At 64.7% G+C, this 26099-nt stretch carries 25 protein-coding genes; 15 read left to right on the top strand and 10 right to left on the bottom strand.

What is annotated here, in order from left to right; all coding sequences use genetic code 11:
• Window positions 1–46 precede the first annotated feature (46 nt).
• Window positions 47–877, bottom strand: a complete 831-nt coding sequence (locus tag I3J27_RS04190; protein WP_270165594.1) for an enoyl-CoA hydratase — start codon at window positions 875–877, stop codon at window positions 47–49.
• A 118-nt stretch (window positions 878–995) separates the two neighbouring features.
• On the bottom strand, window positions 996–1697 hold the full coding sequence (locus I3J27_RS04195; protein WP_270165596.1) for an SDR family NAD(P)-dependent oxidoreductase: 702 nt from the start codon (window positions 1695–1697) through the stop codon (window positions 996–998).
• Window positions 1698–1928: 231 nt separating this feature from the next.
• Between I3J27_RS04195 and I3J27_RS04200 the strand changes: the two genes are divergently transcribed.
• Together I3J27_RS04200 and I3J27_RS04205 are read left to right on the top strand one after the other, a co-directional pair.
• Entirely contained in the window at window positions 1929–3713 is a 1785-nt protein-coding gene (locus I3J27_RS04200; protein WP_270165598.1) for an acyl-CoA dehydrogenase family protein, read from the top strand.
• 46 nt (window positions 3714–3759) lie between these two features.
• Complete coding sequence (locus I3J27_RS04205) at window positions 3760–4848, top strand: Zn-dependent alcohol dehydrogenase (protein WP_270165600.1); 1089 nt, start codon at window positions 3760–3762, stop codon at window positions 4846–4848.
• A gap of 144 nt (window positions 4849–4992) precedes the next feature.
• On the opposite strand, the gene I3J27_RS04210 is transcribed toward I3J27_RS04205, so the two are convergent.
• The 3 genes from I3J27_RS04210 to I3J27_RS04220 form a co-directional block, all read right to left on the bottom strand.
• A complete protein-coding gene (locus I3J27_RS04210) occupies window positions 4993–5346 on the bottom strand; it encodes a nuclear transport factor 2 family protein (RefSeq protein WP_270165602.1) in 354 nt (117 codons plus the stop codon).
• Between the two features lie 131 nt (window positions 5347–5477).
• Entirely contained in the window at window positions 5478–6950 is a 1473-nt protein-coding gene (locus tag I3J27_RS04215) for an amidase (protein WP_270165604.1), read from the bottom strand.
• Between the two features lie 195 nt (window positions 6951–7145).
• Window positions 7146–7457, bottom strand: coding sequence for a hypothetical protein (locus tag I3J27_RS04220; protein ID WP_270173032.1), 312 nt, complete (start codon window positions 7455–7457; stop codon window positions 7146–7148).
• Between the two features lie 196 nt (window positions 7458–7653).
• On the opposite strand from I3J27_RS04220, the gene I3J27_RS04225 reads away from it, so the two are divergent.
• From I3J27_RS04225 to I3J27_RS04245, 5 genes are all read left to right on the top strand, one after another.
• On the top strand, window positions 7654–8133 hold the full coding sequence (locus I3J27_RS04225) for a hypothetical protein (protein ID WP_270165606.1): 480 nt from the start codon (window positions 7654–7656) through the stop codon (window positions 8131–8133).
• A gap of 317 nt (window positions 8134–8450) precedes the next feature.
• Window positions 8451–9398: a TAXI family TRAP transporter solute-binding subunit gene (locus tag I3J27_RS04230; protein ID WP_270165608.1), complete on the top strand. Its 948-nt coding sequence runs from the start codon at window positions 8451–8453 to the stop codon at window positions 9396–9398.
• Window positions 9399–9585: 187 nt separating this feature from the next.
• Complete coding sequence (locus I3J27_RS04235; protein ID WP_270165610.1) at window positions 9586–11706, top strand: TRAP transporter permease; 2121 nt, start codon at window positions 9586–9588, stop codon at window positions 11704–11706.
• Window positions 11667–12086: a DUF1850 domain-containing protein gene (locus I3J27_RS04240; RefSeq protein WP_270173033.1), complete on the top strand. Its 420-nt coding sequence runs from the start codon at window positions 11667–11669 to the stop codon at window positions 12084–12086. The genes I3J27_RS04235 and I3J27_RS04240 overlap by 40 nt, the downstream gene beginning before the upstream one ends.
• Window positions 12087–12098: 12 nt before the next feature.
• Window positions 12099–12905 carry an SDR family NAD(P)-dependent oxidoreductase gene (locus tag I3J27_RS04245; protein ID WP_270165612.1) on the top strand — a complete coding sequence of 269 codons (807 nt, stop codon included), beginning with the start codon at window positions 12099–12101 and terminating at the stop codon, window positions 12903–12905.
• Between the two features lie 182 nt (window positions 12906–13087).
• Here the strand turns inward: I3J27_RS04245 and I3J27_RS04250 are convergent, their stop codons facing one another.
• Both I3J27_RS04250 and I3J27_RS04255 read right to left on the bottom strand, forming a co-directional pair.
• Window positions 13088–13858: a hypothetical protein gene (locus I3J27_RS04250; protein ID WP_270165618.1), complete on the bottom strand. Its 771-nt coding sequence runs from the start codon at window positions 13856–13858 to the stop codon at window positions 13088–13090.
• An 86-nt stretch (window positions 13859–13944) separates the two neighbouring features.
• Entirely contained in the window at window positions 13945–15522 is a 1578-nt protein-coding gene (locus tag I3J27_RS04255; RefSeq protein WP_270165620.1) for a cation:proton antiporter, read from the bottom strand.
• A gap of 91 nt (window positions 15523–15613) precedes the next feature.
• On the opposite strand from I3J27_RS04255, the gene I3J27_RS04260 reads away from it, so the two are divergent.
• From I3J27_RS04260 to I3J27_RS04280, 5 genes are all read left to right on the top strand, one after another.
• Window positions 15614–16378, top strand: coding sequence for a tetratricopeptide repeat protein (locus I3J27_RS04260; protein WP_270165622.1), 765 nt, complete (start codon window positions 15614–15616; stop codon window positions 16376–16378).
• A 130-nt stretch (window positions 16379–16508) separates the two neighbouring features.
• Window positions 16509–17894, top strand: a complete 1386-nt coding sequence (locus I3J27_RS04265) for a tetratricopeptide repeat protein (protein WP_270165624.1) — start codon at window positions 16509–16511, stop codon at window positions 17892–17894.
• A 183-nt stretch (window positions 17895–18077) separates the two neighbouring features.
• Complete coding sequence (locus I3J27_RS04270) at window positions 18078–19988, top strand: propionyl-CoA synthetase (RefSeq protein WP_270165626.1); 1911 nt, start codon at window positions 18078–18080, stop codon at window positions 19986–19988.
• Between the two features lie 171 nt (window positions 19989–20159).
• A complete protein-coding gene (locus I3J27_RS04275; protein WP_270165628.1) occupies window positions 20160–20420 on the top strand; it encodes a hypothetical protein in 261 nt (86 codons plus the stop codon).
• Window positions 20421–20583: 163 nt separating this feature from the next.
• Complete coding sequence (locus I3J27_RS04280) at window positions 20584–21342, top strand: OmpW/AlkL family protein (RefSeq protein WP_270165629.1); 759 nt, start codon at window positions 20584–20586, stop codon at window positions 21340–21342.
• A gap of 66 nt (window positions 21343–21408) precedes the next feature.
• On the opposite strand, the gene I3J27_RS04285 is transcribed toward I3J27_RS04280, so the two are convergent.
• The gene (locus I3J27_RS04285) at window positions 21409–22104 is read right to left on the bottom strand and encodes a DUF1013 domain-containing protein (RefSeq protein WP_270165631.1); all 696 of its coding nucleotides are present in this window, start codon (window positions 22102–22104) and stop codon (window positions 21409–21411) included.
• 264 nt (window positions 22105–22368) lie between these two features.
• Here I3J27_RS04285 and ispH point away from each other — a divergent pair, with 264 nt between their 5' ends.
• The 3 genes from ispH to rnhA are packed head-to-tail and all read left to right on the top strand — an operon-like array spanning window position 22369 to window position 24788.
• Complete coding sequence (ispH, locus tag I3J27_RS04290) at window positions 22369–23337, top strand: 4-hydroxy-3-methylbut-2-enyl diphosphate reductase (protein WP_270165633.1); 969 nt, start codon at window positions 22369–22371, stop codon at window positions 23335–23337.
• A 6-nt stretch (window positions 23338–23343) separates the two neighbouring features.
• A complete protein-coding gene (locus I3J27_RS04295) occupies window positions 23344–24327 on the top strand; it encodes a homoserine kinase (protein WP_270165635.1) in 984 nt (327 codons plus the stop codon).
• Window positions 24324–24788, top strand: coding sequence for a ribonuclease HI (rnhA, locus tag I3J27_RS04300; protein ID WP_270165637.1), 465 nt, complete (start codon window positions 24324–24326; stop codon window positions 24786–24788). Before I3J27_RS04295 ends, rnhA begins: the two co-directional genes overlap by 4 nt.
• Window positions 24789–24949: 161 nt before the next feature.
• Here rnhA and I3J27_RS04305 read toward each other — a convergent pair whose 3' ends face one another.
• Complete coding sequence (locus I3J27_RS04305) at window positions 24950–25435, bottom strand: peroxiredoxin (protein WP_007597501.1); 486 nt, start codon at window positions 25433–25435, stop codon at window positions 24950–24952.
• Between the two features lie 108 nt (window positions 25436–25543).
• The gene (locus I3J27_RS04310) at window positions 25544–26098 is read right to left on the bottom strand and encodes a DUF924 family protein (protein WP_270165647.1); all 555 of its coding nucleotides are present in this window, start codon (window positions 26096–26098) and stop codon (window positions 25544–25546) included.
• Window position 26099: the final 1 nt, after the last annotated feature.

Here is a 26099-nt window from a genome sequence, read left to right on the forward strand (position 1 = left end):
AAGAAGCGGCCGCCTCGGGGGGACGGTCATAGATTTTCAGATGCCTCTACTTCCCCGTGAATACCGCCTTGCGCTTCTCGATGAACGCCTGCACCGCCTCCTTGTGATCGGCAGTCGTGGTCAGGCGGATCAGCCGTTCGGCCTCGTGGTCGCGCGCGGTTTCGAAATCGAACAGCAGGGCCTCGTCGAGATTGTCCTTCATGTAGCGCAGCGCCAGGCGAGGGCCTTCGGCGAGTGACTTCGCCAGCGCGAAAGCCTCGGCCTGAAGCTTGTCGTCGGGCACGACGCGATTGACGAGTCCGATGGTCTCGGCACGCGCAGCGTCGACGCGATCGCCCGTGAACATAAGCTCGCGCGCCCGTGCGGTGCCAACGAGCCGGGTGAGCAGCCAGGCGATGCCGTAATCGCCGGAGAGCGCGATGCGGGCATAGCCGGTGGCGACGAAGGCCGATTGCGCGGCGATGCGGATGTCGCAGGCCATGGCGATGGCGAGTCCCGCGCCGACCGCAGGACCGGGGAGGGCGGCGATGGTCGGCTTGCGGATCGACACCAGCGCACCTGTCAGCAGCCGCTGTCGCTCCTGGAGATCGGCGACCTTGTCGTCAAAGGACATGTCGAGCTTGGCCTTGTCGCGATGCGCGCCCATGCCCTTGACGTTGCCGCCGGCGCAGAACGCTTCGCCCGCGCCGGTGAGCAGCAGCGCGCCGACGCCGGGATTCTCGCCGCAGGCCCGGATCATCGTGCGCAGCGCCGGCGTCAGCGCGTCCGACAGCGAATTGCGCGCCTCCGGCCGGTTCAGCGTGATGACAGCGACGCGGTCGCGGATGACGCAGAGGAGCTCGTTGGTGCCGGTGTCGATGCTGGTCTCGGTGGTCATTGTTCCTCCCTGCTCTTGTAGGGTGGGCAAAGCGAAGCGTGCCCACGTCTTTTAAGCAATTTCGGCGCGATGGTGGGCACGGCGCTCCGCGCCTTTGCCCACCCTACGGCAGCTTGCCTCAAAATTTCTCCACCCAGGGTCGCAGCTCCAGCTCCCAGCTCCAGGCGCTGCGCGGCTGCTGCAGCACGTTCCAATAGCTCGCCGCGATCGCATCGGGATCGAGCATCGAATCCGGTTTGTCTTCTGCCTCCGTCCGCGCCGCGCTCTTGATGCCGCCGTCGATGACGAAATGCGCGACGTGGATGCCTTGCGGCGACAATTCGCGCGCCAGGCTCTGCGCGAGACCGCGCAGCGCAAACTTGCCCATCGCGAACGAGGCTGACTGCGCATAGCCCTTGACGCTGGCGGACGCCCCGGTGAACAGGATCGCGCCGTGCTTGTTCGGCAGCATGCGTTTCGCCGCCTGCTGCGCCACCAGGAAGCCGCCATAGGCGCTGACTGCAATGGCCTGCGCGACGTCGGCCGGAACGAGATCGACGAACGGCCCGCGTGTGCGGCCGCTGGCGTTGTACACGACCAGATCAGGCGTGCCGATCTCGCGCTCGACGAGGCCGAACAGACGCTCGACCTCCTCGGGCTCCGTCGCGTTGCAGGCATAGGCCTTGGCGCCGGTCTCGCTACAGAGCGCGCCGAGCTTTTCGATCTTGCGCGCGGCGAGCGCAACGCGAATGCCTTGCGCGGCAAGCAGCCGCGCCAGCGAGGCGCTCAGGCCTTCGCCGGCACCGACGATGAGGGCGATCTTGTATTTCGGGTGTTCCATGGCGTGATCTCTCGAAGACGGGGAGCGGTTGATCTATGCACGGTTCGCGCGAACAACCAGCGGGGACGACGACAATTCCGCAGAGCGAATTGCTCCTTCATGGCGGTCATGCCTCCCTGACAATTTGCGGCTTTATCCGCATCCGCTGCTGGAGCATGATCGACATCATTCAACGCGGCAAGCGCTAAAGCCGCGCAAAATGTTCGCAAGGCGGAAACGAAGAGGACGATCATGCACGAGCCGGTCACAGGGCAGCCAAACAACGTCGCGGCCGGGCAGTCCGGCCTGCTGGCACCTGACACCACGGGCATGAACTTCTACCGCGCCGATCAGGCCCTCACCGATCTCCTGCGCATCCATCTGCCCGAGAAGCTGTTCCGCCACATCGAGCCGCATCTCGATCGCCTCGGCGAGCTTGCAGGCGGCCGGCTCGACGACTGCGCGCGGCTCGCCGACCGGCACACGCCGGTGCTGCACCAGCGCGACAAGTTCGGCCGCGACGTGCAGTGGATCGAATATCACCCGGCCTATCGCGAATTGGAGAACGCGGCCTTCGGCGAATTCGGCATCCATGCGCTCTCGATCCGCAAGGGCATCATGGGCTGGCCGGACAAATATCCCGTCGTGGCAAAGCACGCCTTCACCTTCTTGTTCAACCAGACCGAATTCGGCATGGGTTGCCCGATCAACGTCACCGACGGTTGCGCAAAACTGCTTTCGAATTTCGGCAGCGAGGCACTGAAGGCGAAATATCTGGACGGCCTGACCCAGACCGACATGAGCAAGCTGACGCAGGGTGGCCAGTTCATGACCGAGAAGGAAGGCGGCTCCGACGTCGGCACGCTCACCACGACGGCCGTTCAGGAGGGCGACCATTGGCGCCTCCAAGGCGAAAAATGGTTCTGCTCGAATGCGGATGCGAAAGTCGTGATGCTGCTGGCGCGGCCCGAAGGCGCCGGCCCCGGCACGCGCGGCGTCGGCCTGTTCCTGATGCCGCGCTTCCTCGACGACGGCTCGCAGAACCACTACCGGATCGTGCGTTTGAAGGACAAGCTCGGCACCCGCTCGATGGCGTCGGGCGAGATCAAGCTGGAAGGCGCGATCGCCTATGCGGTCGGCAAGCTCGACCGCGGCTTCGTGCAGATGGCCGAGATGGTGAACTCGTCGCGGCTGTCCAACGGCGTGAAATCCACCGCGCTGATGCGCCGGGCCTATCATGATGCGATGACGGTCGCGAAGAACCGCGTGGTGTTCGGCAATCGCATCATCGATCTGCCGCTCGGCCGTCGCCAGATGCTGAAGATCATGCTGCCGGTCGAGCAGGCGCTGTCGATGAGCTTTCTCACGGCGGATGCGCTCGACCGTGCGGAAGCCGGCAGCCAGGACGCCGCGGCGCTGCTGCGCATCCTGACGCCGACGCTGAAATTCCGCGCCACGCGCGATGCGCGAAAGGTCTGCGGCGATGCGCTCGAGATGCGCGGCGGCATCGGCTATATCGAGGAATTCGCCACCCCACGCCTGTTGCGCGATGCGCATCTCGGCTCGGTCTGGGAAGGCACCGGCAATATCGTCGCGATCGATGCGCTCCGGCGCGCGGTCGGCCGCCATGGCGCGGAATCCGCGCTTGCCGCCGATCTGCACGCGCGTCTCGATGATAGCGCCTCCGTGCCGCAGGCTTGGCGTGACAGTTTGCGCGGTCTCGTCGATCGCGCCGTCGGCTTCGCGCGCGAGGTCGCCGGCAAGGCCGATAACGAAGCCGATGCGCGCCGTGCCACCAGCCTGCTCTATCACGTCGCCAGCGCGGTTGCGCTCGCCTGGGAAGCGCATCGCATCCACGACATGCGCGGTGATGCGCGCCGGCTGCTGCTGTCGCGGCTGGTGGTCGACCATCGCGTGGCGCCGAGCGATCCGTTCCGGCTGACGGAAAATGCCGTGCAAGCGAAGATCGCGGAGCTGCTGCTCGGTGATCGCGTGGCCTCCATGAGCGAGGTTGGCGAACTGGTTCTGGCAGCGTAGGCTGCATCCCACGCTCAAACCAAAAGAAGCGATAGGGGAGTGCTCGATGAAGGCCGCCGTGCTCTACGAAGTCAACCAGCCGCTCGTCATCGAGGATGTCAGCCTGCCGAAGCCGGGTCCGCGCGAAGTTCTGATCCGCACAGCGGTCGCCGGCCTCTGCCACTCCGATCTGCACTTCATGGAAGGCCTCTATCCGCATCCGCTGCCCGCGGTGCTCGGGCATGAATCCGCCGGTGTCGTCGAGCAGGTTGGCTCCGACGTCACCTATGTGAAGCCGGGCGATCACGTCGTCACGTGCCTGTCCGTGTTCTGCGGCACCTGCGACAATTGCACGACGGGCCGCACGGTGCTCTGCACCGACACCACGGTGAAGCTGCTGCCGGGCGCCTCCAACCGGATGCAGTGGTCGAAGCCCGAGAAGCTGCACCAGTTCCTCAACCTCTCGTCCTTCGCCGAGCAGATGCTGGTGCACGAGAATGCGATCGTCAAAATCCGGAAAGAAATGCCGCTCGATCTCGCCGCGCTGATCGGCTGCGGCGTCATCACCGGCTATGGCGCGGTGGTGAACACCGCGAAGGTGACGGCGGGCGAGACCGTGGCGGTGATCGGATGCGGCGGCGTCGGCATGGCCGCGATCAACGGCGCGCAGATCGCCGGCGCCGGCCGCATCATCGCCATCGACACCAATCCGGCCAAGCTCCAGCTCGCGACCAAGCTGGGCGCGACCGACATCATCAATCCCGCCGACGGCGACGTCGTGAAGCAGGTGCGCGACCTCACCAATGGCGGCGTGCATCATTCCTTCGAGGTGCTCGGCCGCAAGGAGACCGCGGAGCAGGCGTTCGGCATGCTCGCCTCGGGCGGCACCGCCACCATCGTCGGGATGATCCCGTTCGGCCAGAAGATCGAGCTGCACGGCTTCGATTTCTTGCGCGAGCGCCGGATCCAGGGTTCATCGATGGGCTCCAACCACTTTCGCGTGGACATGCCGCGCCTGGTCGATTTCTACCTGCGCGGCCGGCTGCACCTGGAGGACTGGATCTCGGCCAAGCTGAAGCTGTCAGAGATCAACGAGGGCTTTGCCAACATGAAAGCCGGCAAGACGCTGCGTAGCGTGATCATGTTTGATAGCTGATACAACACCGGTGTCATCGCCCGCGAAGGCGGGCGATCCAGTACTCCGCGGCGAAAGTTGTGTGAACGAACTCTCGCCGCGGAGTACTGGATGCACCGGTCAAGCCGGGGCATGACACCGAGTATGAGGATGGCTCGCCTCAGCTCACCGCGACACGTGCGCCGACACTGCCAGCCACCGTCCGTTCTGCTTCGCCCAGCAATCGGTGTATCGCCCCGTCGCCTGCTGGCCATCGGCGGTGGTGTAGCTGGTTGCGGCGTGGATGATGGCGAAATCGCCGATGATGCGGATCATGACATCATGCGCCCGCAGATTGCGGATCGCGATCGGCCGTGCCGTTTGCTCGAGGAAAGCTACGCGGTCGACCAGCGTCTTGTCGGGATTGGAGCAATAGAACTCAGGCGCCAGGATTTCGTCGAAGCGCTTGACGTCGCAGGTCTGCACCGAGGCGACATAGTCGCGGTTGAGCGCGGTGAGGTCTTCGAGATCGTTGCTCATGACATTCCTCTCCGCTTATCTTGCTTGTGGTGACTCCGTCATTGCGAGGAGCTCTTGCGACGAAGCAATCCAGACTGTCCCCGTGGAAAGATTTTGGATTGCTTCGCTTCGCTCGCAATGACGCCGCGGCGCTAATCGTCAAACATCTTCGGCGGCACGAACCCGCCGAATTCGCGCTCGATCAGCTCGGCGAGCTTCAGCGGCGTCCTGTCCTCGAGGAAGGGCCCGATGATCTGCACGCCGACCGGCAGGCGGTCCTTCGACAGACCGAGCGGAACAGCCGTTGCCGGCAGGCCTGTCAGCGTGGCGATGCCGGGCCAGGCAAGCTGGTCCGGATAGACATAGTCCTTGCCGTCGATGTTGATCCGGCGCGTCTCCTGCTGCGGCGAATGATCGTGGGGATAGGCCGGGGTGGGCATGATCGGGCAAATGACCGCATCGAATGTCTTGAACAATTGCCGCCATTGCGCGCGCAGGCCGGCGCGAGCCCCCTCGTCGAACACCCAGGACTGGTGTGTGCTGGTCATGCCGCGCAGCCGCTCGGCAGAAAGGCTCTTGTCCTCGGGTGAGAGCTGCGCCGCAGCGGCACCCGCGCCGGCGAGAACGTCCGGCGGAAAGAAGGCGCCGAGAAAGCTCATCAGCATGCGCATGTAGAGGCGGGAGGCCTCGGTGAAGTCGGGAAACAGCCGGCTTTCGCGCGCGATGCTCGCACCCGACCGCGACAATTGCTCCGCAAGCTTCTCGATCGCGCCCCGGATATCTGCATTCGCAGGCAGCAACGGGTGGCCGTCGATCACCAGCAGACGGAAATCCTTCAGCTCCTGGTGTCGCGCCTGCGGCAGCGCGAGCTTGTAACCAATGCCGAGGTCCAGCGGGTCCGGGCCTGCCATCACGTCCAGCAGCAGGGCCAGATCGGCCGCACTGCGCGCCATCGGGCCGATCACCGCCATATCGCGCTCCATTGGGACCGCTGGAAAGGGCGGCGGCGTATGGCCACGCGTTGGACAGAGATTGTAGGTCGGCTTGTGAGCATAGACCCCGCAATGGAAGGCAGGCACCCGCAGCGAGCCGCCGATGTCGGATCCGAGCGAGAGCGGTCCGTAGCCTGCCGCGAGCGCCGCAGACGAGCCGCCCGATGAGCCGCCGGGCGTGCGGCCGAGATCGAACGGATTGTTCGTGGTGCCGTAGATGTCGTTGTAGCTCTGCCAATCCCCGAGCCCGACGGGAACGTTGGTCTTGCCGAGGATGACGCCGCCGGCGTTCTTCACCCGGGTGACCGACAGCGCGTCCTCCGCCGCTTTGAAATCCTTCTGCGGTGTCCAACCCCAGGTCGTGGGCAGGCCGGCGATGTTGAAGGATTCCTTCACCGTCACCGGCAGGCCGAGCAGCGGCTTGCGCTCGCCCTGTGCCAATGCGGCGTCGGCGTCACGCGCGGCGCTCAGCGCGCGGTCGAAATCCCGGACGCAGATCGCATTGATCTTGCCATCATGCCGTTCGATGCGGCCGATCGCATCCTGCGTGAGCTCGACCGCGGAGACCTTCTTCGTGCTCAATGCGGCCGACAGCTCGACCGCGCTCTTGAAAGTCCATTCCGATTTGGCCATGGCGCTTCTCCCGATCTTGTTGTTGGGGGATGATGCGCAGTTTGGCACAGGGCCGCAACGGCTGTTTGATCGCGATTGATCTTCGGAATCGCCAGAGCAGGCGCCGTTCCAACCGCGGTGTCATCGCCCGCGAGGTCCGCAATTGCGCACAAGGCGATTGACGACACCGGGCATGAGGTGCCGCCGCCGCGCCCCTTACTGATCCGGCCCGAACTTGAACTTGCCGTCGCCTTCCAGATACGGGCCGCTGCGCATGTAGAGCTGGCCGTTGTGGCCGATGAAGAACAGCGTGCCCTTCGGCACCTTCTTGGCGCCCTTCAGGAGTTCGCCGGCATTGCTGGTGCCCATCTTGTAGGAGAAGGTCTTGCCTTCCTTGTCATAAGCATAGCCGGTGTCGGGCTTGAGCTCCCACGGCGTCGCCGGGGCTTGTGCGTATGCTGGCGCGGCGAACGCGCCGAGCGCTGCTGCGAGTGCAGCCAAAACAAATGTCTTTTTTGAAAATGTCATCATCCCATCCTCCCCGCCATTGCGGTTGCCCGATTTGAACAAATCACGAACAGTATGTCCGGGTCAATTTGCGAAAGCGCCGCAGCGCATCAAATCCTGCCCAGCAGTTTGTGATTTTCCCTTCGTCCCCGCGCGACTATGTTCCGCTTTCCGTCTAGAACGCAACTCGACAAAATTATGGGTGGGGATGATTCGGATGCGCCATTTGATCAAACTTTGCTGGGCTGCTGCATTGTCGCTGACGGCGCTGGCGCCGGACGCCCGGGCCGACGATTACCAGCTCAGCCACAACCAGCGCATTTCGTGCAGCCGCGGCCTTGCCCCGGGCAAGCTGAACACCGCGACCTGCAAGTCCTACACCTATCTCTTCAACACCAAGACCTCGGAATATTTCCGCTGCCAGGTCTCGCTGGCGCTGACCCGCGACAACAAGGAAGTCATCAACGTCCAGACCGACGGCGGCTGCACCAAGAAGGCGCGCATCTTCGAGACCGACGGGAAGTATGATTTCGACGCCACCGAGACCGAGCCGCCGAACACCAACTCGTTCTTCGGCCCCGGCGGCTATTCGATCTGGGCCGCCGACACCGCGGCACAGAAGATCCGCGGCTGCATCACCATCTCCTCCGGCCTCGGCTCCGACATCTCCAAGTGCCTGGACATGACGTTCCAGTGAGGGTGCGCTCTCCCCCGCATGCGGGGAGGGTTGGGGAGAGGGGGCCGCCGCAATGGGACACTCCCCCAGAGGAAACAACCCTCACCCGCGCCTTCGGCGCGACCTCTCGCGCAAGCGGGAGAGGTGACCGAGTCCGCGGCTTGAGCGATTGGCCCTCACGTAAGTCCATCCACTGCGCCAGCTCGCCGCACCTGCCCGAGTTCCCAAAAATCCAGCCCGGACAGCCGTTTACCGCAGTCCTGTTTTGACTTTTGGACGGGTTGACCCGCTCCCCTCATCCGGCCACTTTCGCGGCCGGTTTGGGGAGTACAACAACCATGAAACGGACGATTTTCGGCGCGGCCGCGGCTCTTGCCCTGGCGGCGTCGGCACCTTGCGCGCATGCGCAATCCTTCATCAACGTGCTGACCGGCGGCACCTCCGGGGTCTACTATCCGCTCGGTGTCGCGATCGGGAAGATCTACGGCGACAAGATTCCGAACGTGAAGACGCAGGTGCAGGCCACCAAGGCGTCGGTCGAGAACCTGATCCTGCTCCAGCAGGGCCGCGGCGAGCTGGCGTTCACGCTGGGCGACTCGCTCAAAGCCGCCTGGGACGGCGAGGAGGAGGCGGGCTTCAAGAGCAAGCTCGACAAGCTCAGGACCATCGGCGCGATCTATCCGAATTACATCCAGATCGTCGCGACCACTGAGTCCGGCATCAAGACGCTGGCCGACCTCAAGGGCAAGAGCCTGTCGGTCGGCGCGCCGAAGTCGGGCACCGAGCTCAATTCGCGGGCGATCCTCAGCGCGGCCGGCATGAGCTACAAGGACCTCGGCAAGGTCGAATATCTGCCCTTCGCCGAATCCGTCGACCTCATGAAGAATCGCCAGCTTGGTGCGACCCTCCAGTCGGCCGGCCTCGGTGTCGCCTCGCTGAAGGACCTTTCGACCTCGAGCCCGATCACAGTGGTGTCGGTGCCGAAGGAGACCGTGGACAAGATCGGCCCGCCCTTCATCTCCGCCACCATTCCGGCCAACACCTATACCGGCCAGGACAAGGACGTGCCGACGGCTGCCGTCGTGAACTATCTCGTCACCAGCTCCGCTGTTTCCGACGACCTCGCCTATCAGATGACAAAACTGGTGTTCGAATCGCTGCCCGAGCTCGCCAACGCGCACGCGGCCGGCAAGGAGATCAAGCTCGAGACGGCGGCCAATGGCAGCCCGGTTCCGCTGCATCCCGGCGCGATCCGCTATTACAAGGAAAAAGGGCTGATCAAGTAGGATCGGCTCGCTCCGTCGGACGTCATGCCCGGGCATCAGCGCGAAGCGCGTCTTCGCGCAGATGTCCCGGGCATCCACGTTCTTGGGGCACCGCAGACCGCGGATGGCCGGGACAAGCCCCGGCCATGACGTGTGCGGCGGCGGCGCCGGTGTTATGATTGCCTTCACAGGTTGGGGACGGATTGAGATGCTGGAAAAGGCAGAGGGCGCCGCGGCGGCGCCTGACAAGGTCAAGGTCGAGTTCGACAATTTCGAGCACGGATTTCCGGAAGGCTTTGGCCCGGGCCGGTGGGGCCATCTCGCCTACTGGATCGGCATCGCCTTTGCGACGTTCCAGCTCTATGTCGCCGCCTTCAACTATCTGCCGAGCCAGGTGGTGCGCGGCGTCCATGTCGGCTTCCTCGTCCTGCTCACCTTCGGCCTGATCGGCAATTTCACCGCGAAGAGCGATGTCGGCCGCGCGCTCGGATGGCTGATCGGCGGCGCCGGCTTCCTCTGCGGTCTCTATCAGTGGATCTTCTATGCTGACCTGATCGCGCGCGACGGTGATCCGACCCGGCTCGATCTCGTGGTCGGCACGCTGCTCGCCGTGCTGATCTTCGAGGGCACGCGGCGCCTGATGGGCGCGGCGCTGCCGCTGATGTGCGGCGCCTGCCTCGTCTACTGGTTCTTCGGCCAGTACCTGCCGTCGCCGCTGAACCATCGCGGCTATGATTTCGACCAGATCGTCACGCACCTGTCGTTCGGCACCGAGGGCTTCTACGGCGTGCCGATCTATGTCTCGGCGACCTACATCTTCCTGTTCATCCTGTTCGGCTCGTTCCTGGAGCGCGCCGGCATGATCCAGCTCTTCACCGACGTTTCTCTTGGGCTATTTGGCAGGACCCGCGGCGGCCCCGCCAAGGTCGCGGTGTTCGCCTCGGGCATGATGGGCACCATCTCCGGCTCCGGCGTTGCCAACGTCGTCACCGTCGGCCAGTTCACGATTCCCCTGATGATCAGGTTCGGCTACCGCCGCGCCTTCGCCGCCGGCGTCGAAGCGACGGCTTCGATGGGCGGCCAGATCATGCCGCCGGTGATGGGCGCGGTCGCCTTCATCATGGCCGAGACGCTCGGCGTCCAGTACTCGGAGATCGTGAAGGCGGCTGCGATCCCCGCGATCCTCTATTTCGCCTCCGCCTTCTGGATGGTGCATCTGGAAGCCGGCAAGCACGGCCTCACCGGCATGAAGCGGTCGGAAACGCCGAGCGCCTGGAAGGCACTGGTCAAGGGCTGGTATCTCGTGCTGCCGCTCGCGGCGCTCGTCTACATGCTGTTCGAAGGTTTTACGCCGCTCTATGCCGGCAGCATGGGCCTCGCGCTGACGGTCGCGCTGATCCTCGGCGCCAGCATCACGGCGGGGCTTCCGAGTACGGTCATCCGCTATGTCTTCTGGATCGGGCTCGCACTCGTCGTCGCTGCGCTGTCGCGTGACGGCCTCCAGATCGTGCCGGTGGCGAGCGTGGTGGTCGGGCTGATCGTGATCACCGCTTTCATCCGCGGCGGCTTCAAGGCCCTGCGCGAGTGCCGCGATGCGCTGGCCGAAAGCGCGAAGTCCGCCATCACCGTCGGCATGGCCTGCGCCATCGTCGGCGTCATCATCGGCATGATGTCGCAGACCGGCGTCGGCACCATCTTCGGCGGCTGGGTGATCGGCCTCGGCGAGAAGAGCCTGTTCCTGGCGTTGATCATGACCATGCTGCTGTCGATCCTGCTCGGCACCGGCATTCCGACCATTCCGACCTACATCATCACTGCTGCACTTGCCGCGCCGGCGCTGGCCAAGCTCGGCGTGCCCTTGATCGCGAGCCACATGTTCGCGTTCTACTACGGCATCATGGCCGACCTCTCGCCGCCGGTGGCGCTGGCCGCGCTTGCGGCGGCGCCGATCGCGAAGGAGAACCCGGACAAGATCGGCTGGGAGGCGATGCGCATCGCGCTCGCCGGTTACGTCATCCCCTTCATCTTCGTCTATTCGCCGGCCTTGATGCTGCAGGCCGGCGATCCCATGGCGGCCAAGCTCGGCTTCTACGGCGCGGTGGCGCTGGCGGCCCTCAAGGCGCTGGTGGCGATCGCGCTGTTCGGAATGGTCGCGATTGGCTTCCTGTTCACGCGGCTGACGCTGGTCGAGCGCGCCGTCGCGCTCGGCGCCGCGTTCTGCCTGCTCGGCGATTTCCCGTTCAGCGACACCGCGGGCTTTGTGCTCGCTGCCGCGATCGTGCTGTGGCAGTGGCGGCAGCGTCCGCCGACGGCGGTCGAGGCGGTGTGAGCCTCTGCTTCGCAACAGCCGGAGGCGTGAAAGCGCTGGCGCTGTCCGCCTTCACGCTTGTCTGGACGCATTCGATCGCCAAGGTCGATTGGCAGGAAGACTGGCGCGTCACGCCAGCCGGCCTCGAACTGGTGCAGGCCCGCGTCAAGGGCACCGGCCCCGGCATGGAGCCGCCACCCGAGGCGCGGCTCGTCGACGGCTGGTTTCAATGGCAGCCCGCGCGTGCGCCGATGCAGGAAGTGGTGCTCGGCAATTCCGGCGCGGCAGGTGAATGGCGGCTATGCCATGACGGCAAGTGCCGGACGTTGTCGGAGATTGTCGGTCATCCGATTGGTGCTAACGTCACCAAAATGAGCATCTGCGACGAACAGCAGAAATAAGGGAGAAACGCGATGGATCGGCTCAAGGGCAAGGTTGCGATGGTGGTCGGCGCAGGTTCGATCGGGCCGGGCTGGGGCAACGGCAAGGCAACCGCGGTGACCTTTGCGCGCCAGGGCGCGCAGGTGTTCTGCGTCGATCGCAACGGCGCTGCGGCCGAGGAGACCGCGAAGATCATCACGGGTGAAGGCGGCAAGGCGACAGCGTTCACCGCCGACGTGTCGCGCGCGAGCGAGATCGAAGCGATGGTGGCGGCGTGCCTGAAGGCCTACGGCCGCATCGACGTGCTCGACAACAATGTCGGCATCGCCGAGATGGGCAGCGTGGTGGACGTGACAGAGGAGAGCTGGGACCGCGTCTTCACCGTCAACCTCAAGAGTGCCTATCTCGCCATGAAGCACGTCATTCCCGTCATGGTGAAGCAGGGCGGCGGCTCCATCATCAACATCTCCTCGATCGCCTCGATCCGCCATGTCGGGATTTCCTATGTCAGCTACAACGCCAGCAAAGCGGCGATGAACCAGTTGACGCGCTCCACCGCGATCGAGTTCGCGAAGAATCATGTGCGGGTGAACGCGATCCTGCCCGGCCTGATGAAGACGCCGATGGTGGAGCATTCCGCGGGTCTCGCGAACAGCTACGCCAAGGGCGACGTCGAAGCGATGTGGCGCGCCCGCGATGCGCAGGTGCCGATGGGGCACATGGGCGAGGCCTGGGACGTCGCCAATGCCGCACTGTTTTTAGCGTCGGACGAGTCGAAATACGTGACGGGGATCGAGCTCGTGGTGGACGGCGGGATCACCTGCAAGGCGGGGGCTTAAGCGCCGCCTCATACTCCACCGTCGTCCCGGGGCGCGCAGAGCGCGAACCCGGGACCCATAACCACAGGGAGGAGTTGCCGCGCGAGCTGGCAACTCCGAGTCTTCGCCAAACCAAATCCTGTGGTTATGGGTCCCGGATCGGCGCTCCGCTTGTCCGGGACGACAGTGGAGTGTTTGGCGATCTACTGCGCCAGCGCCAGAATCCCGCCGGCAAACGAATGCCACGCCGCGCTCTCGCTGATCGGCCAGTTCAGCACCTTCACCGCGAGCAGCGCGAGCGTGCCGGTGATGTAGACCGGATGCACGCGGCCTTCGCTGCGCCAGTCCCGCACCATGGCGACGACGAGCAGGAGCGAGGCGACCACAGCCGGCGCGATGGTGACGGGCACCGGCGGTGGACCAGGCGGTCCCGGAGGCGCCAGGAAGGTCAGGAACCAGCGCGCGATTGCGGCATCGAGGATCGAGACCGCGGCGAGCAGCATCAGGCGCTTGTGAATCTCGGGCTTCCGCGTGTTCATGATGGCGAGCACGAACACCACCGCGAAGAACGCAATCCCACTCATCGGCACGATCGAGAAGCCGATGCCGGCCTCTTTCTGCCCGAGCGCGGCGGCGTGCTGCATCACATGAACGGAGGCGAGGAAGCCGAAGATGGTCATCGCTGTCGCAAGCGACACGCCGGCGATGCCGAGCGCACGGTGATTGACCACGCGGCCCGAGGCCGCGAGCCAGGTCTGGATCACGAAATAGAGAGACCAGGTGAAGAACAAGAGTCCGTGAAAATGAATCACCGGGCTTGCGGACAAGGTCCGGTTGGCGAGCGGCACAAAATAGGTCGGTGCGAAGCCGAGAAACGCGGTGGCGGCGCAGGCCAGGGCCATGTGCAGATAAAAATATCGCGCAGGCGCCGCATCACGCGCGCGTACACGACGGTCGTCGATCAGGGTCGTCATCTCGAATGTGTCTGGAGAGGCGGGGTTTGGTTCAAACCCGTCGCCGTCCCCAGCCAAGCGCGAGCGCGGTCGGAAGGACCGCGGAGCTAACCCCCCGCGCTCAATTCTGCGCGATCGAGTTCCTCTTCGATCCGGTGAAATGCGTCGTCGCCGATCACCTCGGTGGCGCGGAGCTCGAAGATCGATTTGCGCGCGGCCTCGATGGCGCGGCGGCGCAGCGGATCGGCAGGCAATTCGCCGCTGGCGATGCCGCCGTTCGGATCGTCGTCCGCCTGCATCAGGATGGCGCGATATTCGAGCCTCAGGATTTCCGCCTCTTCCGACGGATCGTCTTCGATCGCATCGAGCGCGGCGCGATAGGCGACCGCGCGGGCGCGCGCGACCTCTCTGCCGACGGGATCGTCGTCCTTGAGGCCGAACGCCAGGATCAGCGGCCGCAGCGTCAGGCCCTGGATCACCAGCGAGCCCAGCACCACCGCGAAGGCGATGAAGACGATGAAGTCGCGATAGGGGAAGTCTTCCGGCAAGGCAAAGGCGGTGGCGAGCGTGACGAGGCCGCGCATCCCGCACCAGGAGACGATGAGGCCGCCCTTCGGCGAAGCGACGGCCCTCGGATCCTTCGGGTGATAGATCCCGTGCGCGATCAGCACCCGTAGTGTGGTGCGGTAGAACGTGATCCACAACAGCCGCACCAGGACCACGGTGAGCAGGATCCAGACCGCCGCCACGCAATATTCCCAGCGCACTTCCGCATCGAGCCGCGTCCAGATCGGCCGCATCTGCATGCCGATCAACATGAACGCGAGCACGTTGAGCACGAACACCATCGTCTCCCACACCGCATAGGACGGCACCCGCAGCCGTGCCGGCATGCGCGCCCCGGCCGTGCGCGCCATGGTGATGGCGTAGACCACGATGGTGAGGATGCCGGAGAGGCCGAGATGCTCGGCGGCGATCCAGACCATGAAAGTGGTGGCGAACTGCACGATGATCGCGCTTGGGGCTTCCGTCACGCGTTCGATGAACAGCGGGATGATGCGGCCCGCCAGCAGGCCGGCGATGACGCTGCCGACCAGCGCCAGCGCCATGGTCGGTGCGACCTGGCTCCATGTCAGATGCTCGGTGGCGACTGCGCCGACCGCGATACGATAGATCAGGAGCGCGGTAGCATCGTTGAGCAGGCTTTCGCCTTCCAGCACCTTCACCATGCGGTGAGGCAGCTTCACCTGGCTCAGGATCGCGACCGCGGCCGCGGCATCCGGAGGCGCCACGATGGCGCCGAGCGCGATGGCGGCGGCCCAGGGCATGTCAGGCATCAACCGGTGCGCGACATAGGCCACGCCGACCGTGGTCAGGCCGACCGCGGCCACCACCAGGGTCGAAACCGGAACCCAGTTGTTGCGCAAGTCGCGCAGCGAGGTGTCGAAGGCGGCATCCAGCAGGACCGGTGCGACAAAAAGCGCCAGTGCGAGGTCAGGTTCGAGCGTCCAGGACGGGCTGTTCGGCACGAAGGCGATCAGCGCGCCGCCGATGGCGAGAAAGGTCGGGTAGGGGACCTTGATACGCCGCGCCAGCGCCGATAAGGCGACGGCGCCAAGCAGAAGCGCGATGATCCATTCGAATGTCGACACAATTGTCCCCAGAACCGATTTGAGCGGCGCCACAAGCTAGCACCAATCCGGCCGTATGATGGATAGTGCGGCCTCGAGGCAAGACCTCAAGACCTTAAGACAAGACTTTCCGACTGCAACAAGCATGCGATTTCGAAATCTCATTCAATTGTCAGCGGCTGTGGCGCTCCCCTTTCTTTCGCTCAGCGCGGCCCATGCCGCGACCGGTGGGGAGCCGGCGGCCGTCGTGCAGGTGGACGTCGCGCCGTGCCTCGCCGCCAGCGCGGCCGACGACATGGACAAGGCCAATTCCGCCTGCGCTTCCGTCATCGATAACGCGAAGACGGCGAAGGCGGATCTGGTCAAGGCGCTGATCGCGCGCGGCGCGCTTCTGGCGCGGCATGATCAGATCGACCGTGCAATCGCCGACGACAGCCGCGCCCTTCTGCTCGATCCGACCCTCGCCGACCTGTTCAATGCCCGCGGCGAGCTCTGGCTGAAGAAGGGCGACAAGCCCAAGGCCGTGCAGGACTTTGGCGCGGCACTGCGGATCGATCCCAACCACGAGAAGGCCAGGGCCAATCACAAGGCGATGGCGCGCGAGCTCGAGCGGATCGGGGCGCAGATGGCGGTTGCCGGCAAGCCCAGCTTCAATTGCAGGAATGCGGCCCGGGCTGTCGAGAAGGCAATCTGCGGCAATCGCGAGCTCGCCGATCTCGACCGCGAGATTTTTGCGTCGAACGCGCGCGTGATCCGGGAGGCGCGCAGTGTCGCGGAGGCCAAGGCACTCCAGCGTGAGCAAGACGACTTTATCGCCCGCCGCAATGCGGGGTACGGCCGGCCTGAGTATGATCTGAAGAAAGCGATGCAGGAGCGCTTGCGGCGGATCAACGGAGTGGACGGGTATTGAGTTCTTCGCCTCTCCCTGCAAGGGGGACGAGGGAGCGAGACAGCTGTACGCCCCCAGCGACCGGCCGAATTGAACCGATCCCGTCCCCGCCGCGACAATGGTGAAAACCTGATGTCATGGAGCCTTCCCAATGTGCGGCACGCATCCTTCCGCGCAAATGTTCCCGTTTGCCAAGATCTCGCTTCGCACCTTGCTGCTCGGTGCCACCTTGAGCCTTGTCCTCATCGTCCCGGCCTCGGCCGGCGTCGATTGCGTGATGGGCAGCAAGGCGGCCCCGGCCGAGCTGATCACGGCCTGCAGCGCCATCATCGACCAGGCCTCAAATCCAGCGGCCGATCGCGCCACGGCCCTCTTGGTCCGTGCCGATGCCAATGCGCGGATCTCGGGCGGGCTGACGCAGGCGCTGCGCGACATCGATCGTGCCATCGCGCTCGACGGCAAGAATGCAAAGGCCTGGCGCCTGCGCGGCGACCTCTTGCGCGAGGCCGGCGGCGATCTCAACCGAGCGGCAGCCGATCTCAGCAAGGCGATCGAGCTCGATCCGCAGGATGCGGAATCCTATGAGCTGCGCGGCGTGGTCTATACCAACCAGCGCCGGCTCGACCGCGCGCTCGCCGATTACGATCAGGCGATCAAGCTGAAGCCGGATGACGCGCAGGCCTGGTCCGATCGCGGCGTGAACTACTATCTCGGCGGCGACAACGAGAAGGCGATCCGCGATCTCAGCGAGGCGCTGCGGCTCGATCCAAATCGACCGCGCAGCTACACCAATCGCGGCGCCGCCTACAAGAAGCTCGGCCAGCTCGACAAGGCGGTGGCCGATGACGGCGAGGCAATCAGGCTCGATCCGAAGGTGCCGGAATATTTTGACAATCGCGGGCTCACCTACGCCGCGATGAAGGACTACGACAAGGCCATCGCCGATTATGATCAGGCGCTGCGGCTGGCACCAAAGCCGAACTTCTTCACCAACCGCGGGGATTCCTACCAGTTCAAGGGCGAGTTTGGTGCAGCGCTGAGCGACTATAATGAAGCGCTGAAGCTTGATCCGAACTTCGCGAAGACCTACAACAACCGTGCCGTGCTCCATACCAAGATGGGTGAGCGCAAGAAGGCGCTGGCCGATTACGAGACGGCGCTGAAGCTCGACCCCGGCAATTCGAACGCCGCTGCCGGCCGCCGCACCATGATCGCCGAGATCGCGAAATTCGGCGCCGAGCCGCTGCGGCCGCTCGCGGCGAATTCCGGCAACGGCCCCTCGTTCGACTGCGCCACCGCCAGGCGCGAGGTCGAAAAGGTGATCTGCGCCGATCCGCAACTCGGCGTGCTCGACCGCCAGATCGCGGAGACCTATGAGCGGGTGCTGAAGGTTTCGAAAGGGCGCTCGGCCGGCGACCTGCGCAAGACCCAGCGCGATTTCCTGGCCACGCGGAACGCGAGTTTCGGTCGTCCGGGCTATGATTTGAGAAAAGTCATGCAGGATCGCCTGCAGCGGCTGACTGCGATGGAAAGCTAGCGGCTCTTCGCCTCTCCCCGCATGCGGAGAGGGGGAGAAGATATGTCGTTTTCAGCTTGAACCGCGGCCCGTTCCCGGGAAAATAGCCCTCAAACAGCGCCGGTGCTTGATCCCTGTCATGGCGGGACATCCGTCCTGCCGCAAGGTCAAGGCCAGGCGAATAAAGGGAACGGGAGCGCGGGAATGAGTATCCAGGGGAAAAGCAATTATCACGAGATCCATGCGCGCTCGCTGGCCGATCCCCAGGGCTTTTGGGCCGAGGCAGCCACGGAGATCGACTGGATCGAGCCGCCGAAGACGATCTTTGATGCCTCGCAGGGCGTCTATGGCCGCTGGTTCACGGGCGGCGTCGTCAACACCTGCTACAACGCGCTCGATCGCCATGTCGAACGCGGCCGCGCCGACCAGGTCGCGCTGATCCATGATTCGCCGCTGACGAACAGCATCACCAAATTCACCTATGCCGAGCTGTTGGGTGAGGTGCAGGTGCTCGCCGCCATCATGCAGGATTTCGGCGTCGCCAAGGGCGACCGCGTCATCCTCTATATGCCGATGGTGCCGGAGGCCGTGGTGGCGATGCTCGCCTGTGCGCGGATCGGCGCGGTGCACTCGGTGGTGTTCGGCGGCTTTGCCGCGAAGGAGCTCGCGACCCGCATCGACGACGCGCAGCCGAAGCTCATTTTGTCCGCAAGCTGCGGCATCGAGCCGGGCCGCATCGTGCAGTACAAGCCGCTGCTGGACGAGGCGATCAAGCTCGCGGGCAGCAAGCCGAAGGCCTGCATCGTGCTGCAACGTCCGCAGCACATCTGCGACCTCGCGCCGGGCCGCGACTACGACTGGGCGAGCCTGCGCCGCAAGGCGATGAACGACGGCAAGAGGGCGCCCTGCGTGCCCGTTGCCGCCACCGATCCGCTCTACATCCTCTACACGTCAGGCACGACCGGCATCCCGAAGGGCGTGGTGCGCGACAATGGCGGCCATCTCGTCGCGGTGAAGTGGTCGATGTTCAACCTCTATGGCGTCAAGCCGGGCGAGGTCTGGTGGTGCGGCTCGGACATCGGCTGGGTTGTCGGCCACAGCTACATCATCTACGGCCCGCTGCTGCACGGCGCGACCTCGATCATGTACGAGGGCAAGCCGATCGGCACGCCCGACGCCGGCGCGTTCTGGCGCGTCATCAGCGAGCACAAGGCGGTCGCCCTCTTCACCGCACCGACGGCGTTCCGCGCCATCCGCAAGGAGGATCCGGAAGGCAAGTTCATCCGGCAATATGACCTGTCGAAATTCCGCACGCTGTTCCTCGCCGGCGAGCGCGCCGATCCGCCGACGGTGGAATGGGCGGAACAGCAGTTGAAGGTGCCGGTGATCGACCATTGGTGGCAGACCGAGACCGGCTGGTGCATCGCCGGCAATCCTGTCGGTCTCGGCATGCTGCCGGTGAAGCACGGCTCACCCACGGTGCCGATGCCCGGCTATCAGGTCGACGTCGTCGACGAAGCCGCAAAGCCGGTCGGCCCGAACACCATGGGCTCGATCGTCATCAAGCTGCCGATGCCGCCTGGCTGCCTGCCGACGCTGTGGAATCAGGATTCGCGCTTCAAGGAAGCTTATCTCAGCGAATTCCCCGGCTATTACAAAACCTCCGACGCCGGCTACAAGGACGAGGACGGCTATGTCTTCGTCATGGGCCGCACCGACGACATCATCAACGTCGCCGGCCATCGCCTCTCGACCGGCGGCATGGAGGAAATCCTGGCCTCGCACCCTGATGTCGCCGAATGCGCCGTGCTCGGTGTCAAGGACGCGATCAAGGGCGAGGTGCCCTGCGGCTTCCTGGTGCTCAAGGCCGGCGTGAAGCGCGCACCTAGCGAGATCGAGAAGGAAATCATCGCGTTGGTGCGCGACAAGCTCGGTCCCGTCGCCGCCTTCAAGCTCGCCATCACCGTCGGCCGCCTGCCCAAGACGCGCTCCGGAAAGATCCTGCGCGGCACCATCAAGAAGATCGCCGATGGCGAGACCTGGACCATGCCGGCCACGATCGAGGACCCCAAGGTGCTGGACGAGATCGGCGAGGCGTTGAAGGGGAGGGTGTGAGGCGGTCAGATGGGGCTTGAATAGGCCGCATTTTTCCGCTCAACCCTCATCCTGAGGAGCGCGCCCCGGCGCGCATCTCGAAGGATGAAAGGCCCGCTGCTGCATCCGGGCCTTTCATGGTTCGAGACGCCCGCTGCGCGGGCTCCTCACCATGAGGACGAAAGAGCTGCCATGTATTCGAAACCGTTTCTTGCGTTTGTGTTTGCGGGCCTCGTTCTCTCCGCCTGCTCCGCGCGCTACCAGACGCCGGTGGCGATGGGCGGCGACGATGACGATGCGGTGTGCCAGAGCCGCGGTTACGCCCAGGGCTCGCCGGAATACGTGGCCTGCCGCAAGGACCGCGACGTCCAGCGCAATGGGGCGATCGCCCGTTCCGACCGCCGCCAGCGCGATCTCGGCGAGTACATGCTGAACCATCCCGATCGGCCCTGACATCACGTGCGGCACTATCCTGCCGCGATACATCCGCAACGCCGCGACCAAATCGCGAGGCATTCGTCCTGATTTGATCGGCGTCAAATCTTTCATCATCCCCTTTCTGCTCTGACGCTGATGTCGCGCAACGACGCGCGAGAGAAGGCTGAAGGGGAATGCAATGAACGGAACGATAAGAAACGTAGCGCGGCTCGCGACGCTCGGAACGATTCTTGGCGCAATGCTCGCGGGGACTTTGGCCTCGGTACAGGCTGCCGATTTGCCGGTCTACAAGAAGGCGCCGCCGCCAGTGGAGGCGTTCAATCCCTGGATGGTGCGTCTGCGCGTGCTCGGCGTGTTGCCGGATGCCGGCGGCTCCTCCGTCAATGTCGCGGGCGTGCCGTCGCTGTCGTCGCCGAATTCAGGCCTGTCGATCAGCGACCAGGTCGTGCCTGAGCTCGATATCAGCTATTTCTTCACCAAGAACATCGCGGCCGAGCTGATCCTCGGTGTGACCAGGCACTCGATCAGCGGCACCGGCTCGCTCGCGAACCTGCCGATCGGCAAGACCACGCTGCTGCCGCCGACGCTGACCTTGCAATATCACTTCGACAGTTTCGGCGCGTTCAAGCCGTATATCGGCGCCGGCGTGAACTACACGGTGTTCTTCAACAACTCCGCCGCCAATGCGCCGGCCGCCATCGCAGGTCCGCCCGCGATCGTCGCCACCGCCACCAGCCTTCATGTCAGCAATGCCTGGGGCGGCGCCGTGCAGTTCGGCTTCGACTACATGCTCGACCGGCATTGGGGTCTCAACGTGGACGTCAAGAAGCTCTGGCTGCGCCCGGATTACTCCGCGACCGTCTCAGGCCTGCCGGTCACCGGCACCGCGCATATCGATCCGTGGCTGGTCGGCGCCGGCGTGACCTACAAGTTCTGACACAAACAAGAACGCGGCGGGTTGGCCCGCCGCGTCTGCATTCGATGACGAACGGAGGAGGGACGACTACTCCTCCTCTTCGTCCTGCTTCTTGCCGCCGAGCGTCTTGAGCTTGGCGAACACGGCGTCGACGTTGAGGTCGTCGCTCGAGCGCTCGGCCGGCTCGTACTCGTCCTTCTTGGTGGTCTCGGAGGCCGGCAGCAGCGTGGCGCCGCCATAGGCGGCGTCGACCGGCTTTTCCTTCGCCGCGCGCGCCACTTCGAAATCGAGTTCGATCTGCGAGCAGAGGCCGAGGGTCACCGGGTCGATCGGCGTCAGCTGCGAGGTGTTCCAGTGGGTGCGGTCGCGGACGCTGGCGATGGTGCTCTTGGTGGTGCCGACCAGACGCATGATCTGGGCGTCCTTGAGCTCCGGATGGCTGCGCAGCAGCCAGAGGATGGCGCTCGGGCGCTCGTGGCGGCGGGAGACCGGGGTGTAGCGCGGGCCCTTGCGCTTCGGCTGGGGCGGCAGCACGACCTTGCTCTCCTGGAGGCGGAGCCGGTAGTCCGGATTCTTCTCGCCCTTCTCGATCTCCTCGCGGGTGAGCTGGCCGTTGGAGAGGGGATCCATGCCCTTGATGCCCTGGGCTGCGTCGCCGTCGGCGATCGCGCGCACCTCGAGGGGATGCATCTTGGTGAAATCGGCGACCTGGTCGAAGGTCAGCGCGGTGTTGTCGAGAAGCCAAACGGCGGTCGCCTTGGGCATCAGAGGTGCGTTGCTCATGGCAAATCTCCTTTGTGCTTCGCCCACCCCTCTGGAGGCGAAACCGGTGGTCATCAGCGATGACAGGGAATTCGGGCTATATAAGCCCGGAGGGGGTAGCCACGCAATGGTTCTGCTATAGATAGTGCCTTGACAGCGCCCGAAAGGGAGCCCAATTCCCTTCAAAGACGCCGTAAGGTCCAAGCAGACCGCTTTTAGCCCTTTCCATCCATTGACCGCCCCCGCCAGAAGGCGAAACGGGTGATTCGGTCCCGAGATCGCTCAATGTCAGCCAAACCAGACCTCAAGATCGTGCTTTGTTCTCCCCGCGGCTTCTGCGCCGGGGTGGTCCGGGCGATCGACACCGTGGAGCGGGCGCTCGATAAATATGGCGCCCCCGTCTATGTTCGCCACGAGATTGTGCACAACAAGTACGTCGTCGACGGGTTGAAGAAGAAGGGCGCCATCTTCGTCGAAGAGCTCGCCGAAATTCCGGAAAACACCACCGCGCCGGTCGTGTTCTCGGCCCATGGCGTGCCGAAATCGGTTCCGGCCGACGCCACGTCCCGCAACCTGTTCTCGCTGGATGCGACCTGCCCGCTGGTGACCAAGGTGCACCGCGAGGCCGCGATCCATTTCAAGCGCGGTCGCGAGATCTTCCTGATCGGCCACTCCCATCATCCCGAAGTGGTCGGCACGCTCGGCCAGCTTCCGGTTGGCGCCGTGACTCTGATCGAGACCGCCGAGGACGCCAAGACCATCTCCCCGAAGGACCCGAACAACCTCGCCTTCGTGACCCAGACCACGCTGTCGATCGACGACACCGCGGAGATCGTGGCGCTGCTCAAGGAGCGCTTCCCGAACATCAACGGGCCGCACAAGGAAGACATCTGCTACGCCACCACCAACCGCCAGCTCGCGGTGAAGAAGGTGGCGCCGGTGGTCGATGCGCTGATCGTGGTCGGTGCGCCCAATTCGTCGAACTCGCAGCGCCTGCGCGAGGTCGCCGAGCGCGAGGGTTGTGGGATCGCCGTGCTGGCGCAACGCGCGGCCGACATCGACTGGAACAAGTTCGGCAACATCACGAGCCTCGGCATCACCGCGGGCGCATCCGCCCCAGAAGTGATCGTCGAGGAGATCATGGACGCGTTCGCCGAACGCTACACGCTGCATGTGGAGACGGTCTCGGCTGCGGAAGAGAACGAGTTCTTCCCGCTGCCGCGTCAGGTGCGCCCTGAAGCTGCCGCCGAGTAGACTTTTATGGCGGTCTACACCGACGTTGCCGCCGACGAGCTTGCGGATTTCCTGAGGCAATATGATCTCGGCGAATTGCTCTCCTACAAGGGCATCGCCGAGGGCGTCGAGAACACCAACTTCCTGCTGCATACGAGCAAAGGCTCGTTCATCCTCACGCTCTACGAGAAGCGCGTGGCGAAGAACGATCTGCCGTACTTCCTCGCGCTGATGACGCATCTCGCCGAGCACGGCGTCAACTGCCCGCTGCCGGTGAAGGGAAGAGACGGCGAGGCGCTGCGCGAGCTGTCGGGCCGGCCGGCCGCGATCATCACCTTTCTCGAAGGCGTCTGGCCGCGCAAGCCGAACGCCGTCCATTGTTCGGGCGTCGGCGAGGGGCTGGCCTGCATGCACCTGGCCGGCGCCAATTTCGTGATCAAGCGGGCGAATGCGCTCTCGGTCTCGGGCTGGCGGCCGCTGTTCGATACAGCCGCAAGCCGGGCCGACGAGGTGCAGCCGGGCCTGTGCGCGTTCCTCGCGGCCGAGCTCGACCACCTCGAGAGCGGGATCTGGCCGAAGCATTTGCCCGAAGGCGTGATCCACGCCGATCTCTTCAACGACAACGTCTTCTTCCTCGGCGACAAGCTCTCGGGCATCATCGACTTCACCTTCGCCTGCAACGATATGCTGGCCTATGACGTCGCGATCTGCCTCAACGCCTGGTGTTTCGAGCCGGATCACTCCTTCAACGTCACCAAGGCGCGCGCCTTCCTCAACGCCTATGGCCGTGTACGAAAACTCTCGGAAGCCGAAGAGGCCGCGCTGCCGCTGCTGGCGCGCGGCGCCGCGATCCGCTTCCTGCTGACGCGGCTGGTGGACTGGCTCAACGTACCGCCGGGCGCGCTGGTCAAACCGAAGGACCCGCTCGAATATGTCCGCAAGCTGCGCTTCCACCAGAGCGTCTCGAGCGTGCGTGACTACGGGCTGATGCCGTCTGGACTGGTCGCGTGAGCGAGCTTCCCAACGTCACGATCTACACGGATGGCGCGTGCTCGGGAAATCCCGGGCCCGGCGGCTGGGGCGCGATCCTGAAGTTCGGCGACAAGGAAAAAGAGCTGAACGGCGGCGAGCGCCACACCACCAACAACCAGATGGAATTGATGGCGGCGATCTCCGCGCTCGAAGCGCTGAAGAAGCCATGCACCGTCGATCTCTACACCGACAGCCAGTATGTGCGGCAGGGCATCACCGGCTGGATCCACGGCTGGAAGCGCAACGGCTGGCGCACCGCCGACAAGAAGCCGGTGAAGAATGTCGAGCTATGGCAGCGTTTGGATGCCGCGCTGAAGGCGCATGACGTGCGCTGGCACTGGGTCAAAGGCCACGCCGGCCACCCCGAGAACGAGCGCGCCGATCAGCTCGCGCGCGACGGGATCGTGAAGGCACGGTTGCAGCAGCGGGTGGCGGAGTAGGCGCGCCGTTCGCGCCGACATCGCCTCATTCTCAACTGTCATCGCCCGGTTTCGTAGGGTGGGCAAAGCGAAGCGTGCCCACCGCTGCTTTTAAATCGAGGAAAGATGGTGGGCACGGCGCTGACGCGCCTTTGCCCACCCTACGGCATTTCTGCCGTGGCTCAGAGCTGCCCCAGCAGCGTATCGCCGCCTGATACCTCGACCTTGCCGGGCATCGCTTCGAGGTTCAGCTTCTTGACCACGCCGTCCTCGACCAGCATCGAATAGCGCTTGGAGCGGATGCCGAGGCCGTTGCCGGAGGCGTCCAGCTCCATGCCGATCGCCTTGGCGAAATCGGCATTGCCATCGGCGAGGAAGATCGCCTCGTCGCGCTGGTCGGTGTCGCGCTTCCAGGCGTTCATGACGAAGGCGTCGTTGACGGAGACGATCGCGATGGTGTCGACGCCCTTGTCCTTCATGGCGTAGGCGTTGAGGAAGATGCTCGGCAGATGCATCTTGTGGCAGGTGCCGGTGTAGGCGCCGGGCACCGCGAACAGCGCCACCTTCTTGCCCTTGAAAATATCGTCGGTGGTCTTCACCTGCGGGCCTTCCGCCGTCATCACGCGGAATTTCGCCTCGGGCAGCTTGTCGCCAGTCTGGATCGCCATCGTCAGTCTCCCTGAAAATCGGTCCCGCTTTTTAGACCGTGCGGCGGCCCTGCACAATATTGCCAACGGGGGAAGCGGCCGGGCCTGCGGCCCTTCACCGTTATGTCATCAGCCGGCAAAACCGCCGGCATCGAGGAAGGCCTGCTCGTCCTCGGTGGTGTCGCGGCCGAGCAGGCGGTTGCGGTGGGGGAAGCGGCCGAACCGGCGGATGATATCGGCGTGCTCCCGGGCGTATTTCAGGTTCTCGGCATTGTCGGTGTTCTGAAACAGCGCGACGCAGTGCAACTGATCGGGCAGGTGCTCGGAATGCATGAACGGCATGTAGAGGAATTCGAGCAGGATGGGATCGACCCTGCGGTCGAGGCCCCGCTCGATGGCGCGGCGGGCGACGTCGCGCGCCAGCGCGTCGCTGGCAAAGGCCTGCTGCGTGCCGCGGAACATGTTGCGGGGAAACTGGTCGAGCACGATGACGAGCGCGAGCGCGCCGTCGTCGCTGGCCTCCCAGGACGCCAGCTCGCCGGCGGCCGCCTTCTGCCACAAGGCAAGAAAGCGGCGCCTGACCTCTGCGTCGAACGCATCGTCGCGCTTGTACCAGCGTTCGCGGCCGACCTCGCGCCAGAAGGCGAGAATGCCTGATGGTGTGATGTCGCCGAAATCAGTCATG

Source organism: Bradyrhizobium xenonodulans, from assembly GCF_027594865.1.
Lineage (GTDB): Bacteria > Pseudomonadota > Alphaproteobacteria > Rhizobiales > Xanthobacteraceae > Bradyrhizobium > Bradyrhizobium xenonodulans.

Coding starts and splice junctions, on each gene's coding strand:
- ispH (WP_270165633.1), top strand. CDS start 22,369: ATGTCAGCCAAACCAGACCTCAAGATCGTGCTTTGTTCTCCCCGCGGC.
- I3J27_RS04285 (WP_270165631.1), bottom strand. CDS start 22,104: ATGAGCAACGCACCTCTGATGCCCAAGGCGACCGCCGTTTGGCTTCTC.
- I3J27_RS04265 (WP_270165624.1), top strand. CDS start 16,509: ATGTGCGGCACGCATCCTTCCGCGCAAATGTTCCCGTTTGCCAAGATC.
- I3J27_RS04295 (WP_270165635.1), top strand. CDS start 23,344: ATGGCGGTCTACACCGACGTTGCCGCCGACGAGCTTGCGGATTTCCTG.
- I3J27_RS04195 (WP_270165596.1), bottom strand. CDS start 1,697: ATGGAACACCCGAAATACAAGATCGCCCTCATCGTCGGTGCCGGCGAA.
- I3J27_RS04225 (WP_270165606.1), top strand. CDS start 7,654: ATGCGCCATTTGATCAAACTTTGCTGGGCTGCTGCATTGTCGCTGACG.
- I3J27_RS04245 (WP_270165612.1), top strand. CDS start 12,099: ATGGATCGGCTCAAGGGCAAGGTTGCGATGGTGGTCGGCGCAGGTTCG.
- I3J27_RS04200 (WP_270165598.1), top strand. CDS start 1,929: ATGCACGAGCCGGTCACAGGGCAGCCAAACAACGTCGCGGCCGGGCAG.
- I3J27_RS04210 (WP_270165602.1), bottom strand. CDS start 5,346: ATGAGCAACGATCTCGAAGACCTCACCGCGCTCAACCGCGACTATGTC.
- I3J27_RS04230 (WP_270165608.1), top strand. CDS start 8,451: ATGAAACGGACGATTTTCGGCGCGGCCGCGGCTCTTGCCCTGGCGGCG.
- I3J27_RS04305 (WP_007597501.1), bottom strand. CDS start 25,435: ATGGCGATCCAGACTGGCGACAAGCTGCCCGAGGCGAAATTCCGCGTG.
- I3J27_RS04215 (WP_270165604.1), bottom strand. CDS start 6,950: ATGGCCAAATCGGAATGGACTTTCAAGAGCGCGGTCGAGCTGTCGGCC.
- I3J27_RS04205 (WP_270165600.1), top strand. CDS start 3,760: ATGAAGGCCGCCGTGCTCTACGAAGTCAACCAGCCGCTCGTCATCGAG.
- I3J27_RS04280 (WP_270165629.1), top strand. CDS start 20,584: ATGAACGGAACGATAAGAAACGTAGCGCGGCTCGCGACGCTCGGAACG.
- I3J27_RS04220 (WP_270173032.1), bottom strand. CDS start 7,457: ATGACATTTTCAAAAAAGACATTTGTTTTGGCTGCACTCGCAGCAGCG.
- I3J27_RS04310 (WP_270165647.1), bottom strand. CDS start 26,098: ATGACTGATTTCGGCGACATCACACCATCAGGCATTCTCGCCTTCTGG.
- I3J27_RS04235 (WP_270165610.1), top strand. CDS start 9,586: ATGCTGGAAAAGGCAGAGGGCGCCGCGGCGGCGCCTGACAAGGTCAAG.
- I3J27_RS04270 (WP_270165626.1), top strand. CDS start 18,078: ATGAGTATCCAGGGGAAAAGCAATTATCACGAGATCCATGCGCGCTCG.
- I3J27_RS04275 (WP_270165628.1), top strand. CDS start 20,160: ATGTATTCGAAACCGTTTCTTGCGTTTGTGTTTGCGGGCCTCGTTCTC.
- I3J27_RS04260 (WP_270165622.1), top strand. CDS start 15,614: ATGCGATTTCGAAATCTCATTCAATTGTCAGCGGCTGTGGCGCTCCCC.
- I3J27_RS04250 (WP_270165618.1), bottom strand. CDS start 13,858: ATGACGACCCTGATCGACGACCGTCGTGTACGCGCGCGTGATGCGGCG.
- I3J27_RS04190 (WP_270165594.1), bottom strand. CDS start 877: ATGACCACCGAGACCAGCATCGACACCGGCACCAACGAGCTCCTCTGC.